Here is a 12,521-nt window from a genome sequence, read left to right on the forward strand (position 1 = left end):
CTTGCTAACGGAAGACAGAAAGCATGGCACTCAAGTCGTATAAGCCGACGACGCCGGGCCAGCGCGGGCTGGTGCTGATCGACCGTTCGGAGCTGTACAAAGGACGTCCTGTCAAATCCCTCACTCAGGGTTTGACCAAGTCGGGCGGCCGCAACAACACCGGACGTATCACATCACGCCGACGTGGCGGGGGCGCAAAACGCCTTTACCGGATCGTTGATTTCAAACGTAACAAAATGGATGTCGCGGCAACCGTCGAACGGATCGAGTATGACCCGAACCGGACCGCCTTCATCGCGCTGATCAAATATGACGATGGCGAGCAGGCCTATATCCTTGCCCCCCAGCGTCTGGCAGTTGGCGATCAGGTGATCGCGTCGGCCAAGGCAGACATCAAACCGGGCAACGCGATGCCGTTCTCGGGCCTGCCGATCGGGACCATCATCCACAATATCGAGCTCAAGCCCGGCAAGGGTGGCCAGATCGCACGCGCCGCGGGCACCTATGCCCAGTTTGTCGGTCGTGACGGTGGTTATGCCCAGATCCGTCTGAGCTCGGGCGAGCTGCGTCTGGTGCGTCAGGAATGCATGGCCACCGTTGGTGCCGTCAGCAACCCCGACAACTCGAACCAGAACCTCGGCAAGGCCGGCCGCAAGCGCCACATGGGCGTTCGCCCGTCCGTGCGTGGTGTCGTCATGAACCCGATCGACCACCCCCACGGTGGTGGTGAAGGCCGGACCTCGGGTGGTCGTCACCCGGTGACGCCCTGGGGCAAGCCGACCAAGGGTGCACGCACCCGCAACAAGAACAAAGCGTCCAGCAAGCTGATCATCCGCTCGCGGCACGCCAAGAAGAAGGGGCGTTAATCTATGTCTCGCTCTGTTTGGAAAGGTCCTTTCGTCGACAGCTATGTCCTGAAAAAGGCAGAAGCTGCACGCGAGTCGGGCCGCAACGACGTGATCAAGATCTGGTCGCGCCGTTCGACGATCCTGCCCCAGTTCGTGGGTCTCACCTTTGGTGTCTACAATGGCCAGAAGCACATTCCGGTCAATGTCACCGAAGACATGATTGGCCAGAAGTTCGGTGAATACTCGCCGACTCGGACCTACTATGGTCACGCGGCTGACAAGAAAGCCAAGAGGAAGTAAGCCATGAGCAAGGATAAAAATCCCCGCCGCGTGGCCGACAACGAAGCCATGGCGAAAACCCGCATGCTTCGTACCTCGCCGCAAAAGCTGAACCTGGTGGCGCAGATGATCCGTGGCAAGAAGGTGGACAAGGCTCTGACCGACCTGACCTTCTCGAAGAAGCGGATTGCCCAGGACGTGAAGAAATGCCTTCAGTCCGCCATCGCCAATGCCGAGAACAACCACAATCTGGACGTTGATGATCTGATCGTCGCCGAAGCCTGGGTTGGCAAGAACATGGTGATGAAGCGTGGCCGTCCGCGGGCACGTGGCCGTTTCGGGGCGCTGAAAAAGCCGTTTTCGGAACTGACGATCAAAGTGCGTCAAATCGAGGAGCAAGCCTAATGGGTCAGAAAGTAAATCCGATCGGCATGCGCCTTCAGGTCAACCGCACCTGGGACAGCCGTTGGTTCGCGAACACCAAGGATTACGGTGATCTTCTGCTGGAAGACATCAAGATCCGTGCGTTCATCAACGAAGAGTGCAAACAGGCCGGCGTGGCCCGTGTGATCATCGAACGTCCGCATAAGAAGTGCCGCGTCACGATCCACACCGCGCGTCCGGGCGTCATCATCGGCAAGAAAGGCGCCGACATCGAGACCCTTCGTCAGAAGATCTCGAAGATGACCGACAGCGAGCTGCACCTCAACATCGTCGAAGTGCGCAAGCCCGAGCTTGACGCCCAGCTGGTGGCCGAGAACATCGCCCAGCAGCTCGAGCGCCGGGTCAGCTTCCGCCGTGCGATGAAACGTGGTGTACAGAACGCCATGCGCATGGGCGCCCTGGGTATCCGGGTCAACGTCGCGGGCCGCCTTGGCGGTGCCGAGATCGCCCGGACCGAATGGTACCGCGAAGGTCGCGTTCCGCTTCACACCCTGCGTGCCGACATCGATTACGCCGCTGCCGAAGGCATGACCGCCTATGGCATCATCGGGATCAAGGTCTGGATCTTCAAAGGTGAGATCATGGAACATGACCCCGCAGCGCGTGACCGCAAGGCACAGGAACTCCAGGACGGTCCGGCCCCGCGTGGCGCCGGTGGCCGCCGATAAGGGGATAAGAGATGCTTCAACCAAAGCGCACTAAATTCCGCAAAATGCACAAGGGCCGGATCAAGGGCCTCGCCAAGGGCGGGTCTGATCTGAACTTCGGCTCCTTCGGTCTCAAGGCAACCACGCCCGAGCGTGTCACCGCCCGCCAGATCGAGGCCGCCCGTCGTGCCATGACGCGTCACATGAAACGTCAGGGCCGGGTCTGGATCCGGATCTTCCCCGACACCCCCGTGACCGCCAAGCCCATCGAAGTTCGTATGGGTAAGGGTAAGGGCTCGGTCGACCGCTGGACCGCCAAGGTCAAGCCCGGCCGCGTGATGTTCGAAATCGACGGTGTCGATGAGGACGTCGCCCGCGAGGCCTTGCGCCTGGCCGCGATGAAATTGCCCGTTAAGACACGGGTTGTGGTTCGGGAAGACTGGTAAGGTCGAAAACGCGGAAGCGTTTTCCGGGCCGCGCCCCGGCGAAGAAAATGAAACCCCCGTGCGAGAGATCGTGCGGGGGTTTCGCGGTTTCAGCGTGCAAATAAGCGTGCAATCCTGTTGGGCCAAGAGTTTACCGGGGGGCCTGGAGAAAAACGTGACAGCCTGCCTCTCTTTGCCTGTGCGCTGTCTGGAAATGCCTTCACCATCGTCGTGGTGGCTCGCGACAGAACTTCCCCTCCGAAATTCAATGCTAAAGTCATTGCCTCGATGTCGAACTGGTTTTTTAGCCCTGTGCCCCGCCCATTGGCTTCGACGCGATAGAATTGAAACGAAAAGACATGAGTATATTGAGACAAGTAGTTCCAGTAGAATTCGAAGTCATCTTTGGAAAGGCCGCAGTCTATCGCGGCTTCTTGTCGAGATTTGAACATCAAGTGTTTGCTGGAAAGGGCCGCCTTTTGCTTGGCTTTCGGTAGGTTTTTGAAGAAGTCTGTGCTCTGGAGAACGTTCTTTATCCGTTCCCCTTCAGCGGCAAAACCTTCGATTTGGTCTTTGGGAAGAACGGCGGGGAGAATGCTACCACGCTTGCTGCAGTCATATAAGTGCATCAGATGAATGTACGCTCTTTGAGTGTCTTCGTCAGAAGGCGCGGAAACGAGGTAATTCAAGAGGAGCCAACCCTCCAAAATAGAGCGAACGTGTCCTGCCACACTTCCAACGTCCCAATTCGGCCACCATTTAAATGACCATCTTGACCTGGGAACAGCGTTCAGGACTGCGACGGAGTTTGCTCCCATTCGCCCAAACACATAACTACCATATCCTAGTGTAGGCCGAACAAACCGAGCCGAAGTATGCTGGCCTACAGCAAGCGCTTCACAGGCGGCGCGATCAAAGGATTCTTATGCTTTACTGAATTCATGGTACGAGGTTTTGACTGCGTTCATTATGACAACGTTAGTTGAGGATCAGAAAGTGATCTAGATACCGCGTTTCAAAAACTATTGGACAACGGCGTTTCGTCGGAAGCAACCCTCACCGCACCTTCTTCACCACCCCCCGATCCGGCCAACACGTCCCCCGCAACCCATTGGCCTCTTGCCAGCGCCCAATCGACCGCCGGGTCTTGAAACCGACCAACCCATCGGCCCCGCCCACATCATGGCCCTTGGCCTCGAGCCGTTTCTGCATCTTGGCGATATCCGAGCGCTTGATCTTGTCCACGCCGGGCCATTTGCCGATGAAACCGGACGATCCATAGGCAATCCGGTCGCCGACATGGCCAACGAAAAGCGCATAAAGGTCGCTTTCGTTATATTCCTTCAAAACATAGAAATTCGGAGTGACGATGAACGCAGGGCCATCCCGTCCGGCGGGCAGCAAGAGCGAGCCTTTCTGAGCAAGCTCCGCCTTGGGGAAGGGGCGTCCCGACACACGCACAACGCCCATATCTACCCAATCCCGGATCGGACGCATCTGATCCGGACCTTCCAGGGTGCAAGACATGGTCTTGGGCAGGCGCACCTCGAACCCCCAGTCGCGCTTCCCATTCCAGCCATGGCGTTTCAGGTATTCCCCGATCGAGGCCAGGCTGTCGGCCTCGGATCGCCAAATGTCGGCCTGCCCGTCACCATCACCGTCTTTCGCGAATTTCTCAAACGACGACGGCAGGAATTGTGGCTGGCCCATTGCCCCGGCCCAATTGCTTTTCATCGCCGCCAGCTTGGCCTTACCGCTTTGCGCAACGCGCAGCGCCGCCAGCAATTCCTTTTGAGCATTCTGGGGCATTCGTCCCATGAACCCATGGGTGGCCAGCACCCGGAACACGTCGCTTTTGATCGACACCTTGCCAAAGCCCGATTCACGTCCCCAGATCCCCAGCAGGATATGCCCGGGTACGCCCGATGCCTTAGACGCTCGCGCCAGCGCACTCTTGTGTTTGCGCGCCATCGCCGTGCCTTGCGAGGTGGTGGATTGCAGTTGCCCGCGGGTGAAATACCGAGCGGGATCGCCGAACTCGGCCTGTTTGAACGGCTTGGCCTTTGTGCCGGGCAGGGACCAGTCCAACGTGACATGCCCAAGCGCACGGTCAAAAACGGAGCGGCTTACCCCGGATGATTTCGCTTGAGGCCAGATGGTCTTTTCGAGCCAGGTCTGGAACTTGCGCTCGGTGGCCTTGCGCGATTGCGCCTCGGCAGGTTGCGCCAGAAGCCCCGCGATCAGAAGGATCAGTACCTGTAATCTCATGCCCGTTTGCCCCGGCCAAATCGTGATATTGCCCTACTATAGGCAGAGCATCCGGTATTGTCGTGGCCAAGTCGGTCAGGGCGCGAGAAATCGCGCAGCGCGAAATCCGTTACTCACCCCACTTGTAATTGAAGGACACCGAAACCCGCTCTTCGTCGGCCATGTTCAGCGGCACTTCGTGGCGCAGCCAGCTTTCCCACAGCAGGACGTCGCCCACTGCGGGTTTCACATAGACAAAGGTCTGCAATTCCTCGCGCGCGTCCTTGAGGCGGGCAGGGGAGGCCATCATCCGTCCCGAGCGCGGGTCTTCCAGTTTCAGCGCCGAGGCGCCTTCGGGCATGTTGACGTAAGTCGTGCCCGAGATCACCGAATGCGGGTGTAGGTGCGAGGAATGGGTGCCGCCAGGGGGCAGGATGTTGATCCACAGGTCCTCGAGCACCAGCTTGCGGTCATCGAGGTTGAATTCCAGGTCTTCGGCAAAGCTGGCGACATGGGCATCGAGCGCCTCGACAATGTCGGCAAAGATCGGAAAGCGCCAGGGCAGGTCGGTCAGCGAGGCGTACGAGGTATAGCCCGGGTAGCCGTTCTCGTCACACCAAAGCTGGCCGGCCTCGTCATCCTCAGCAATGGAAAAGCACGAGGCTTCCAACTCCTCGGTGTCGATGGAGGGTCCATGCTCGCTGAGGCGGGCGTGGTAGAGGCGGGTCACGAAGAGGGATTTGATCTGGGACATGGGTGGTTTTTAGCGTGGAAAGGGGGTGAACGCGAGAGGTGAACACTTTCACCAACTAAGAATATTGAAACGAGCGGAATGGCCATCTGAAAATGTGCCGCATATGATCATCGAACAATGTATTTGTAAGGGGCAAGCCAAGTGCTGATTAGGCATGCACATTTTCACATGCAGCAGGTCAAGGGTGAAGCAGAGTTTCTTTTCTTGGCATTGGTATTCGAAACGGCGCCCCCTGGGTCAGGTGTTTTGCTTGAAAACTGGACATTGGTGCCGTTCAAAAATATTGAAACAGAACGTTGGGATGCCATCTATGACGGCGCCAAAACGGCTTTAAACGAAGCAGGTATTCAAGACGCAAAAGTTTGTGTGGCAGATGTTAGAATCTTCGATGTTGCTTCGTCTCCAAGCCTTTTCAGAAAGATTGCGGAAACTTGCATCCGGAAAGGTTTAGAGTCGCCCGAAATAGTTTTCACCGAAAGTGGGCAGCGACGTCCTTTGGACCGATGGAAAGAGGCCAATCAAGAACTGCTGCTTGAGTGGGGAAACTCCAGTTGAATGGCTACCCGCCCGGCACCGCCGGGCAGCGCCCGACCCGCCCCATGGGCGGGCGCTTACGCACCCACCCCGGGTCGGGTGCCGCCTTTGTTGAAAGCCGTTTTGTTTGTCTGTAAAACAAGGGCCGTAAACTAATTTACCCAAAGGGGTTGCCAGATCACCGATCCGGGCGTATAGGGCAGCCTTCTACTCATGAACTCCACTGGAATCAGGGTAACCCGAAAGAGGGCCCTCCAGTGATGTTGAAAAAAGGAAAATGGCATGAACGCCAGCGAACTTCGCGAGAAGTCGGTGGACCAGCTCAAGGATGAGCTGGCGAACCTCAAGAAAGAGAGCTTCAACCTGCGTTTCCAACTGGCCACGAACCAGCTGGAGAACCCCGCGCGCATGCGCGTGGTGAAGCGTGACACCGCCCGTGTCCTCACCATTCTGAACGAAAAGGCCGCAGCCGCGGCCGCCGACGAGTAAGGAGCCTTACCAATGCCCAAGCGTATTCTCCAAGGCACCGTGACCTCGGACGCCAACGAACAGACCATCACCGTGAACGTCGAACGCCGCTTCACGCACCCGGTTCTGAAGAAAACCATCCGTAAGTCCAAGAAGTACCGGGCTCACGATGAGCAGAATACCTACAAAGTAGGTGACAAGGTTCGCATCATCGAATGCGCGCCGAAATCCAAGACGAAACGTTGGGAGGTTCTGGAGGCGTAAGCCGTCAGAGCCTTTTGGCTTTTTATTAGCGAAACCCTGGGGGACAAGGCCATGCATCGGCCCCCCATAGGTCGGGAGAAACCAAATGATCCAGATGCAGACCAACCTGGATGTTGCTGACAACAGCGGCGCGCGCCGTGTTCAGTGCATCAAGGTCCTGGGTGGTTCCAAGCGTAAATACGCATCCGTGGGCGACATCATCGTCGTCTCGGTCAAGGAAGCCATCCCGCGCGGCCGCGTGAAGAAAGGTGACGTCCGCAAGGCCGTCGTCGTGCGCACCGCCAAGGAAGTCCGTCGCGAAGACGGCACCGCGATCCGCTTTGATCGCAATGCCGCCGTCATCCTGAACAACAACAACGAGCCGATCGGCACCCGTATCTTCGGGCCGGTGGTTCGCGAGCTGCGTGCGAAGAACTTCATGAAGATCATCTCGCTCGCGCCGGAGGTGCTGTGATATGGCTGCGAAACTGAAAAAAGGCGACAAGGTCGTCGTGCTGGCCGGCAAGGACAAGGGCAAGGAAGGCACCATTGCTTCCGTTGACCCGAAAGCCGGCAAAGCTGTTGTGGACGGCATCAACATGGCCATCCGCCACACTCGTCAGAGCCAAACCTCGCAAGGCGGTCGTCTGCCCAAGGCAATGCCGATCGACCTTTCGAACCTGGCCTTCCTGGACAAGAACGGCAAAGCCACCCGCGTCGGTTTCAAAATGGACGGCGACAAGAAAGTGCGCTTCGCCAAGAGCACGGGGGACGTGATCTGATGCTTGATGCTGCAACTTACACCCCGCGTCTGAAAGCTGCCTACAAGGACACCATCAAAGGTGCCATGAAGGAAGAGTTCGGTTACGCCAACGACATGATGATCCCGCGCCTCGACAAGATCGTGCTGAACATCGGTTGTGGCCGCGCCGCCGTGAAGGACTCGAAGAAAGCCAAGTCGGCTGTCGCAGACCTGACCACCATCGCCGGCCAACAGGCCGTGATGACCATGGCCAAGAACTCCATTGCTGGTTTTCGCGTTCGCGAAGGCATGCCGATGGGTGCCAAGGTCACCCTGCGTGGCGATCGGATGTACGAATTCCTCGACCGGCTGACCACCATCGCACTGCCCCGCGTCCGCGACTTCCGCGGCGTTTCGGGCAAAAGCTTTGATGGTCGTGGCAACTACGCCATGGGCCTGAAAGAGCACATCGTGTTCCCGGAAATCGACTTTGATAAAGTCGACGAAGCCTGGGGCATGGACATCGTCATCGCCACCACCGCGAACACCGACGCGGAAGCCAAGAGCCTGTTGAAAGCTTTCAACATGCCCTTCAACAGCTGATCCGCGGGAGGAATTAGATAATGGCTAAGAAATCCATGGTCGCTCGGGAAGTTAAGCGTCAGAAGCTGGTGGAGAAATACGCCGCCAAACGCGCCGAGCTGAAAGCAATCATCAACGATCAGGAAAAGCCGATGGAAGAGCGTTTCCGCGCCTCCCTGAAACTGGCGAAACTGCCGCGCAACAGCTCGGCCACCCGCCTGCACAATCGTTGCCAACTCACCGGTCGTCCGCACGCTTACTATCGTAAGCTGAAAATTTCGCGGATCGCACTGCGCGAGCTGGGCTCGTCGGGGCAGATCCCCGGCATGGTGAAATCGAGCTGGTAAGGGAGATAAGTCTATGAACGATCCTATCGCCGATATGCTCACACGTATCCGCAACTCGCAGATGCGCGGTAAATCCGTTGTTTCCACGCCCGCCTCAAAGATTCGTGGTTGGGTTCTGGATGTGCTGGCCGACGAAGGCTACATCCGTGGTTACGAAAAAGGCACCGATGCCAACGGTCACCCGACCCTTGAAATCAGCCTGAAATATTTCGATGGCACCCCTGTCATTCGCGAGCTCAAGCGGGTTTCGAAACCCGGCCGTCGCGTTTACGTGGGCGTCAGTGACATTCCTTCGGTCCGCCAGGGCCTGGGTGTGTCGATTGTCTCCACCCCCAAGGGTGTGATGTCGGACGCAAACGCACGCGCAGCCAATGTTGGCGGCGAAGTGCTTTGCACGGTCTTCTAAGGAGAAAGACATGTCTCGAATTGGTAAAAGACCGGTCGAGCTGCCGTCGGGCGTAACTGCCGCGATCTCCGGCCAGACCATCGAAATCAAAGGCCCCAAGGACACCCAGTCCTTTACGGCTTCCGACGATGTGACCATTGCACAGGAAGACAACACCGTGGTGATTACTCCCCGCGGCAAGTCCAAACGTGCGCGCCAGCAGTGGGGCATGAGCCGCACCATGGTGCAGAACATGGTCACCGGCTGCACCAGCGGTTTCAAGAAAGAGCTTGAGATCAACGGTGTGGGTTACCGGGCCCAGCTTCAGGGCAACGTCCTGAAACTGAACCTCGGCCTGTCGCATGACGTGGATTTCCAAATCCCCGCCGGCGTCACCGTCACCTGCCCGAAACAGACCCAGATCATCGTCGAAGGCACCAACGCACAACTCGTCGGCCAGGTCGCGGCCAATATCCGCGAATGGCGCAAGCCCGAGCCCTATAAAGGCAAAGGCATCAAGTACAAAGACGAGTACATCTTCCGCAAGGAAGGCAAGAAGAAGTAAGGACCAGCAAAATGGCAAACAGCAAACGGACACTGTTCCTCAAGCGCCGCCTGCGCGTCCGGAACAAGCTTCGCAAGGTGAACCGCGGCAAGATCCGTCTTTCCGTGCACCGCTCGAACAAAAACATCAGCTGCCAGCTGATCGACGATGTTCAAGGCGTCACCCTGGCGTCGGCCTCCTCGATGGAGAAAGACCTGGGCGTTGTCGGCAAGAACAACATCGACGCAGCGGCCAAAGTCGGAACAGCCATCGCAGAGCGCGCCAAGAAGGCGGGCGTCGAAGAGGCTTATTTCGACCGCGGTGGCTTCCTGTTCCACGGCAAGGTGAAGGCCCTGGCCGACGCCGCGCGTGAAGGCGGGCTGAAAGTCTAAGACCCTGAGGAGGGCGGCTTGCTGCCCTCCCGATGATCCGGGTCGCGCCCTGCGGCACCAGGATTGAGATCAACGGCGCACGGAAAAACGCGCCCATTTGAAAGGATTGCCAAATGGCAGAACAACGTAACGAGCGTCGGGGCCGCGGCCCGCGTCGCGACCGCGAGGAAACTCCGGAATTTGCAGATCGCCTGGTCGCGATCAACCGTGTGTCGAAAACCGTGAAAGGTGGTAAGCGTTTTGGCTTCGCCGCTCTCGTGGTTGTCGGTGACCAAAAAGGCCGCGTCGGCTTCGGCAAAGGCAAAGCGAAAGAGGTCCCCGAGGCCATCCGCAAAGCCACCGAGCAAGCCAAGCGCCAGATGATCCGCGTGCCGCTGCGTGAAGGCCGCACCCTGCACCACGACATGGAAGGCCGCCACGGCGCCGGTAAAGTCGTGATGCGAACCGCCCCTGAGGGTACTGGTATCATCGCCGGTGGTCCGATGCGTGCCGTGTTCGAGATGCTGGGCATCAAGGACGTTGTGTCGAAATCGATCGGCTCGCAGAACCCCTACAACATGATCCGCGCCACCATTGACGGGCTTCAGAAAGAAAGCTCGCCGCGCATGGTGGCACAGCGTCGCGGCAAGAAAGTCGCCGACATCCTGGGCAAACCGGCCGAAGCGCCTGCCGCCCCGGCTGCCGAAGCTGAAGCGTAAGGAGACGGAACCATGGCAAAAACCATCGTCGTCAAACAGATCGGCTCGCCGATCCGTCGCCCGGAAAAACAGCGCCAGACGCTGATCGGCCTGGGCCTCAACAAGATGCACAAGACCCGCGAGCTGGAAGATACCCCTTCGGTTCGTGGCATGGTCGCGAAGATCCCGCATCTGGTCGAGATCGTCGAAGAGAAGGGCTAAGCGGCCCGAAGGTGCGTGTAAGCACGCACCCTACGAAATAGGAAACGCTCTCGGTCATGGCCGGGGGCGTTTTTTTTTGAAAAAGAAATGCAAAAATGGGAGCAACATGGAATCCAATTGAGAGGCAATCGTTAAAATGCAACGTGCCCTGTTTCTGAGCGTTCTTTTGTGTCTTTTGAGCAAACCAGCATTAGCCGACAGCTACGACCGACGGTGACAGAGTTTTCCGATGGTGAAAGAGGCCCTGGATCGCTTGCGATCCGGTTCGCGCCTGCTTTGACCGGCAGGCGGTTTTCCCATGGAAAACCTGCCGAGAGGGGCCCCGCCCCCCAGGGCGGGCGCGAATGGAATGTATCGTTTCGGTTAGACGCAACAGATGTGTGGGCCCCAATGCGATGGGTAGTCCTCAATGCGCCCACCCTCGGTGTCGGGCGCGAACCTCCGTCGTTCACCACTGCTCCGGATTATTCCCCCGCTCACGGAACTCCGCCGCCCAGGTTTGGGTGAACTCCCGCATTTGGTTATGACGAGGGAACGTGTCACATGGTCCATTATGCGTAATGCCTGTCTACTGAACGGGTCAACCCAAGAGGATCAGGTCATGACACAAACCAAAGGCAGGTGGGCACTGAACATCGCTGCAATCGTTGCGATCCTGTTCGGCTTGATGACCATCCTCTCCGGCGGCAGCGCGCTCTTTGGCAGCCCCGAGACCCGGGCCGCTCTGGGTGAGGTGGTGCCCTTCGTGCTGTGGTTCAATTTCTGCGCCGGGTTTGCCTATGTTCTGGCCGGGGTCGGGCTGTGGTTGCGGGAACGCTGGGCCGTGGTGCTGGCTATGCTAATCTTTGTCGGCTCGGCGGTGGTGCTGGTGGCGCTTGATGTGCATATCCTGCGCGGCGGCGCCTACGAGACCCGCACGCTCTTCGCCATGAGCCTACGCACGCTGGTCTGGGCCGTGATCGCCTGGGTGGCGCGAGGAGCTTTGCTTGTCAGGTCAGAGAATACCGGCTCTTCGAAATAGGCCTTCAAAGACCGATTACCACCGCTCCGGATCAACCCCCCGCTGCCGGAACTCCGCTGCCCGCAGTTTCGTGAACTCGCGCAGGCTCAGATCCTCATGCTGATCGCTGAGGAAATAGGCCAGCACGGTGAAATAGTGGAACGACTTCAGATAGCCCGGCATCCGGAAGGCGACCGACCGTAAATCCTTGTCTTTCAGTACACCACCCGAATTGAACACCACCGTGGTCGGCGCGCCCGTGACCTTCATGCGCCGCGCCAGTTGCGCTTCGGTCATCACCGTGCCGTCGCGCGCCCGCACCTTGCGTTTGCCGGCCATGTCCAGTGGCACCACCCGGAAGTTCTTGTTCAGAAGGTCGCGGATTACCGGGTTCTTGAAGTTCTTTTCATGCAACCGGGTGCAATAGACGCAGCCCGGCTGTTCCCAGAGCAGCATCAGCGATTTGCCTTCCTGCGCCGCAAGTTCCAGATCGATACCCACATCGCCCTGGCTGGTATCCATCCAGGTTTCCTGTTTCTGCCAGTTGGGTCGTTGGTCAAAGGGGATGTCGTCGGCATGGGCAACCACCGCCGCGCATAGAACAAAAATAACCGAAAGGAACCTGTGAATCATGACCGCCCGTTTTTGTGTTTCCGCTATCATTAGCCAATGATCGGGCCCTTGGGAAACAAAATTTTCGGGAAAGTTCCCATGACGCATGATTGTTGCGAGGGTGGCGGT

General features: G+C 58.2%; 22 protein-coding genes. 18 read left to right on the forward strand and 4 right to left on the reverse strand.

Going from position 1 to position 12,521, the window contains the following annotated elements:
• Positions 1-23 precede the first annotated feature (23 nt).
• Genes rplB through rplP form a run of 5 tightly spaced genes read left to right on the forward strand, consistent with a single transcriptional unit; the run spans position 24 to position 2,664 of the window.
• Entirely contained in the window at positions 24-866 is an 843-nt protein-coding gene (gene rplB, locus RXV86_RS14365) for a 50S ribosomal protein L2 (RefSeq protein ID WP_316300934.1), read from the forward strand.
• Between the two features lie 3 nt (positions 867-869).
• Positions 870-1,148 (forward strand): 30S ribosomal protein S19, encoded by a 279-nt coding sequence (gene rpsS, locus RXV86_RS14370; protein ID WP_316300935.1) that lies wholly within the window; start codon positions 870-872, stop codon positions 1,146-1,148.
• A 3-nt stretch (positions 1,149-1,151) separates the two neighbouring features.
• On the forward strand, positions 1,152-1,532 hold the full coding sequence (gene rplV, locus RXV86_RS14375) for a 50S ribosomal protein L22 (protein WP_316300936.1): 381 nt from the start codon (positions 1,152-1,154) through the stop codon (positions 1,530-1,532).
• Entirely contained in the window at positions 1,532-2,239 is a 708-nt protein-coding gene (gene rpsC / locus RXV86_RS14380; protein WP_316300937.1) for a 30S ribosomal protein S3, read from the forward strand. Before rplV ends, rpsC begins: the two co-directional genes overlap by 1 nt.
• An 11-nt stretch (positions 2,240-2,250) precedes the next feature.
• On the forward strand, positions 2,251-2,664 hold the full coding sequence (rplP, locus tag RXV86_RS14385) for a 50S ribosomal protein L16 (RefSeq protein WP_316300938.1): 414 nt from the start codon (positions 2,251-2,253) through the stop codon (positions 2,662-2,664).
• Positions 2,665-2,753: 89 nt separating this feature from the next.
• Here rplP and RXV86_RS14390 read toward each other — a convergent pair whose 3' ends face one another.
• The 3 genes from RXV86_RS14390 to RXV86_RS14400 form a co-directional block, all read right to left on the reverse strand.
• Positions 2,754-3,272: a hypothetical protein gene (locus RXV86_RS14390; RefSeq protein ID WP_316300939.1), complete on the reverse strand. Its 519-nt coding sequence runs from the start codon at positions 3,270-3,272 to the stop codon at positions 2,754-2,756.
• A gap of 427 nt (positions 3,273-3,699) precedes the next feature.
• Positions 3,700-4,911: a lytic murein transglycosylase gene (locus tag RXV86_RS14395; protein ID WP_316300940.1), complete on the reverse strand. Its 1,212-nt coding sequence runs from the start codon at positions 4,909-4,911 to the stop codon at positions 3,700-3,702.
• Positions 4,912-5,020: 109 nt separating this feature from the next.
• Positions 5,021-5,644, reverse strand: a complete 624-nt coding sequence (locus tag RXV86_RS14400; RefSeq protein WP_316300941.1) for a 2OG-Fe(II) oxygenase family protein — start codon at positions 5,642-5,644, stop codon at positions 5,021-5,023.
• A gap of 168 nt (positions 5,645-5,812) precedes the next feature.
• Between RXV86_RS14400 and RXV86_RS14405 the strand changes: the two genes are divergently transcribed.
• The 13 genes from RXV86_RS14405 to RXV86_RS14465 all read left to right on the forward strand — a co-directional run bounded on the left by RXV86_RS14405 (position 5,813) and on the right by RXV86_RS14465 (position 11,801).
• Positions 5,813-6,199, forward strand: a complete 387-nt coding sequence (locus RXV86_RS14405) for a hypothetical protein (RefSeq protein WP_367575565.1) — start codon at positions 5,813-5,815, stop codon at positions 6,197-6,199.
• Between the two features lie 261 nt (positions 6,200-6,460).
• Complete coding sequence (gene rpmC, locus RXV86_RS14410) at positions 6,461-6,667, forward strand: 50S ribosomal protein L29 (RefSeq protein ID WP_316300943.1); 207 nt, start codon at positions 6,461-6,463, stop codon at positions 6,665-6,667.
• Positions 6,668-6,679: 12 nt separating this feature from the next.
• Positions 6,680-6,910 carry a 30S ribosomal protein S17 gene (gene rpsQ, locus RXV86_RS14415; RefSeq protein WP_316300944.1) on the forward strand — a complete coding sequence of 77 codons (231 nt, stop codon included), beginning with the start codon at positions 6,680-6,682 and terminating at the stop codon, positions 6,908-6,910.
• An 85-nt stretch (positions 6,911-6,995) separates the two neighbouring features.
• Positions 6,996-7,364 carry a 50S ribosomal protein L14 gene (gene rplN / locus RXV86_RS14420; RefSeq protein ID WP_011567679.1) on the forward strand — a complete coding sequence of 123 codons (369 nt, stop codon included), beginning with the start codon at positions 6,996-6,998 and terminating at the stop codon, positions 7,362-7,364.
• Between the two features lies 1 nt (position 7,365).
• Complete coding sequence (rplX, locus tag RXV86_RS14425; protein WP_316300945.1) at positions 7,366-7,671, forward strand: 50S ribosomal protein L24; 306 nt, start codon at positions 7,366-7,368, stop codon at positions 7,669-7,671.
• On the forward strand, positions 7,671-8,234 hold the full coding sequence (gene rplE, locus RXV86_RS14430; RefSeq protein WP_316300946.1) for a 50S ribosomal protein L5: 564 nt from the start codon (positions 7,671-7,673) through the stop codon (positions 8,232-8,234). The genes rplX and rplE overlap by 1 nt, the downstream gene beginning before the upstream one ends.
• Positions 8,235-8,254: 20 nt before the next feature.
• Positions 8,255-8,560 carry a 30S ribosomal protein S14 gene (gene rpsN / locus RXV86_RS14435; RefSeq protein WP_316300947.1) on the forward strand — a complete coding sequence of 102 codons (306 nt, stop codon included), beginning with the start codon at positions 8,255-8,257 and terminating at the stop codon, positions 8,558-8,560.
• 13 nt (positions 8,561-8,573) lie between these two features.
• Positions 8,574-8,966: a 30S ribosomal protein S8 gene (gene rpsH, locus RXV86_RS14440; protein WP_316300948.1), complete on the forward strand. Its 393-nt coding sequence runs from the start codon at positions 8,574-8,576 to the stop codon at positions 8,964-8,966.
• A 10-nt stretch (positions 8,967-8,976) separates the two neighbouring features.
• Complete coding sequence (rplF, locus tag RXV86_RS14445; RefSeq protein WP_316300949.1) at positions 8,977-9,510, forward strand: 50S ribosomal protein L6; 534 nt, start codon at positions 8,977-8,979, stop codon at positions 9,508-9,510.
• Between the two features lie 11 nt (positions 9,511-9,521).
• The gene (gene rplR / locus RXV86_RS14450) at positions 9,522-9,881 is read left to right on the forward strand and encodes a 50S ribosomal protein L18 (protein WP_316300950.1); all 360 of its coding nucleotides are present in this window, start codon (positions 9,522-9,524) and stop codon (positions 9,879-9,881) included.
• A gap of 113 nt (positions 9,882-9,994) precedes the next feature.
• Positions 9,995-10,579 (forward strand): 30S ribosomal protein S5, encoded by a 585-nt coding sequence (gene rpsE / locus RXV86_RS14455; RefSeq protein ID WP_316300951.1) that lies wholly within the window; start codon positions 9,995-9,997, stop codon positions 10,577-10,579.
• A 12-nt stretch (positions 10,580-10,591) separates the two neighbouring features.
• Entirely contained in the window at positions 10,592-10,780 is a 189-nt protein-coding gene (rpmD, locus tag RXV86_RS14460; RefSeq protein ID WP_316300952.1) for a 50S ribosomal protein L30, read from the forward strand.
• A gap of 601 nt (positions 10,781-11,381) precedes the next feature.
• Positions 11,382-11,801, forward strand: coding sequence for a hypothetical protein (locus RXV86_RS14465; protein ID WP_316300953.1), 420 nt, complete (start codon positions 11,382-11,384; stop codon positions 11,799-11,801).
• 15 nt (positions 11,802-11,816) lie between these two features.
• Here RXV86_RS14465 and RXV86_RS14470 read toward each other — a convergent pair whose 3' ends face one another.
• Positions 11,817-12,413 (reverse strand): thioredoxin fold domain-containing protein, encoded by a 597-nt coding sequence (locus tag RXV86_RS14470; protein ID WP_316300954.1) that lies wholly within the window; start codon positions 12,411-12,413, stop codon positions 11,817-11,819.
• Between the last annotated feature and the right edge of the window lie 108 nt (positions 12,414-12,521).

It is taken from the genome of Aliisedimentitalea sp. MJ-SS2 (genome assembly GCF_032586155.1).
GTDB lineage: Bacteria > Pseudomonadota > Alphaproteobacteria > Rhodobacterales > Rhodobacteraceae > JAWHTC01.

Excerpts from the sequence above, each read along its gene's own strand:
- rplE (WP_316300946.1), top strand. The coding sequence starts at position 7,671 with ATGCTTGATGCTGCAACTTACACCCCGCGTCTGAAAGCTGCCTACAAG.
- rplN (WP_011567679.1), top strand. The coding sequence starts at position 6,996 with ATGATCCAGATGCAGACCAACCTGGATGTTGCTGACAACAGCGGCGCG.
- rpsN (WP_316300947.1), top strand. The coding sequence starts at position 8,255 with ATGGCTAAGAAATCCATGGTCGCTCGGGAAGTTAAGCGTCAGAAGCTG.
- rplV (WP_316300936.1), top strand. The coding sequence starts at position 1,152 with ATGAGCAAGGATAAAAATCCCCGCCGCGTGGCCGACAACGAAGCCATG.
- rplB (WP_316300934.1), top strand. The coding sequence starts at position 24 with ATGGCACTCAAGTCGTATAAGCCGACGACGCCGGGCCAGCGCGGGCTG.
- rpsE (WP_316300951.1), top strand. The coding sequence starts at position 9,995 with ATGGCAGAACAACGTAACGAGCGTCGGGGCCGCGGCCCGCGTCGCGAC.
- rpsH (WP_316300948.1), top strand. The coding sequence starts at position 8,574 with ATGAACGATCCTATCGCCGATATGCTCACACGTATCCGCAACTCGCAG.
- rplF (WP_316300949.1), top strand. The coding sequence starts at position 8,977 with ATGTCTCGAATTGGTAAAAGACCGGTCGAGCTGCCGTCGGGCGTAACT.
- rplR (WP_316300950.1), top strand. The coding sequence starts at position 9,522 with ATGGCAAACAGCAAACGGACACTGTTCCTCAAGCGCCGCCTGCGCGTC.
- rpmC (WP_316300943.1), top strand. The coding sequence starts at position 6,461 with ATGAACGCCAGCGAACTTCGCGAGAAGTCGGTGGACCAGCTCAAGGAT.
- rplP (WP_316300938.1), top strand. The coding sequence starts at position 2,251 with ATGCTTCAACCAAAGCGCACTAAATTCCGCAAAATGCACAAGGGCCGG.
- RXV86_RS14405 (WP_367575565.1), top strand. The coding sequence starts at position 5,813 with ATGCAGCAGGTCAAGGGTGAAGCAGAGTTTCTTTTCTTGGCATTGGTA.
- rpsS (WP_316300935.1), top strand. The coding sequence starts at position 870 with ATGTCTCGCTCTGTTTGGAAAGGTCCTTTCGTCGACAGCTATGTCCTG.
- rplX (WP_316300945.1), top strand. The coding sequence starts at position 7,366 with ATGGCTGCGAAACTGAAAAAAGGCGACAAGGTCGTCGTGCTGGCCGGC.
- RXV86_RS14400 (WP_316300941.1), bottom strand. The coding sequence starts at position 5,644 with ATGTCCCAGATCAAATCCCTCTTCGTGACCCGCCTCTACCACGCCCGC.
- rpsQ (WP_316300944.1), top strand. The coding sequence starts at position 6,680 with ATGCCCAAGCGTATTCTCCAAGGCACCGTGACCTCGGACGCCAACGAA.
- RXV86_RS14390 (WP_316300939.1), bottom strand. The coding sequence starts at position 3,272 with ATGCACTTATATGACTGCAGCAAGCGTGGTAGCATTCTCCCCGCCGTT.
- RXV86_RS14470 (WP_316300954.1), bottom strand. The coding sequence starts at position 12,413 with ATGATTCACAGGTTCCTTTCGGTTATTTTTGTTCTATGCGCGGCGGTG.
- rpsC (WP_316300937.1), top strand. The coding sequence starts at position 1,532 with ATGGGTCAGAAAGTAAATCCGATCGGCATGCGCCTTCAGGTCAACCGC.
- RXV86_RS14395 (WP_316300940.1), bottom strand. The coding sequence starts at position 4,911 with ATGAGATTACAGGTACTGATCCTTCTGATCGCGGGGCTTCTGGCGCAA.
- RXV86_RS14465 (WP_316300953.1), top strand. The coding sequence starts at position 11,382 with ATGACACAAACCAAAGGCAGGTGGGCACTGAACATCGCTGCAATCGTT.
- rpmD (WP_316300952.1), top strand. The coding sequence starts at position 10,592 with ATGGCAAAAACCATCGTCGTCAAACAGATCGGCTCGCCGATCCGTCGC.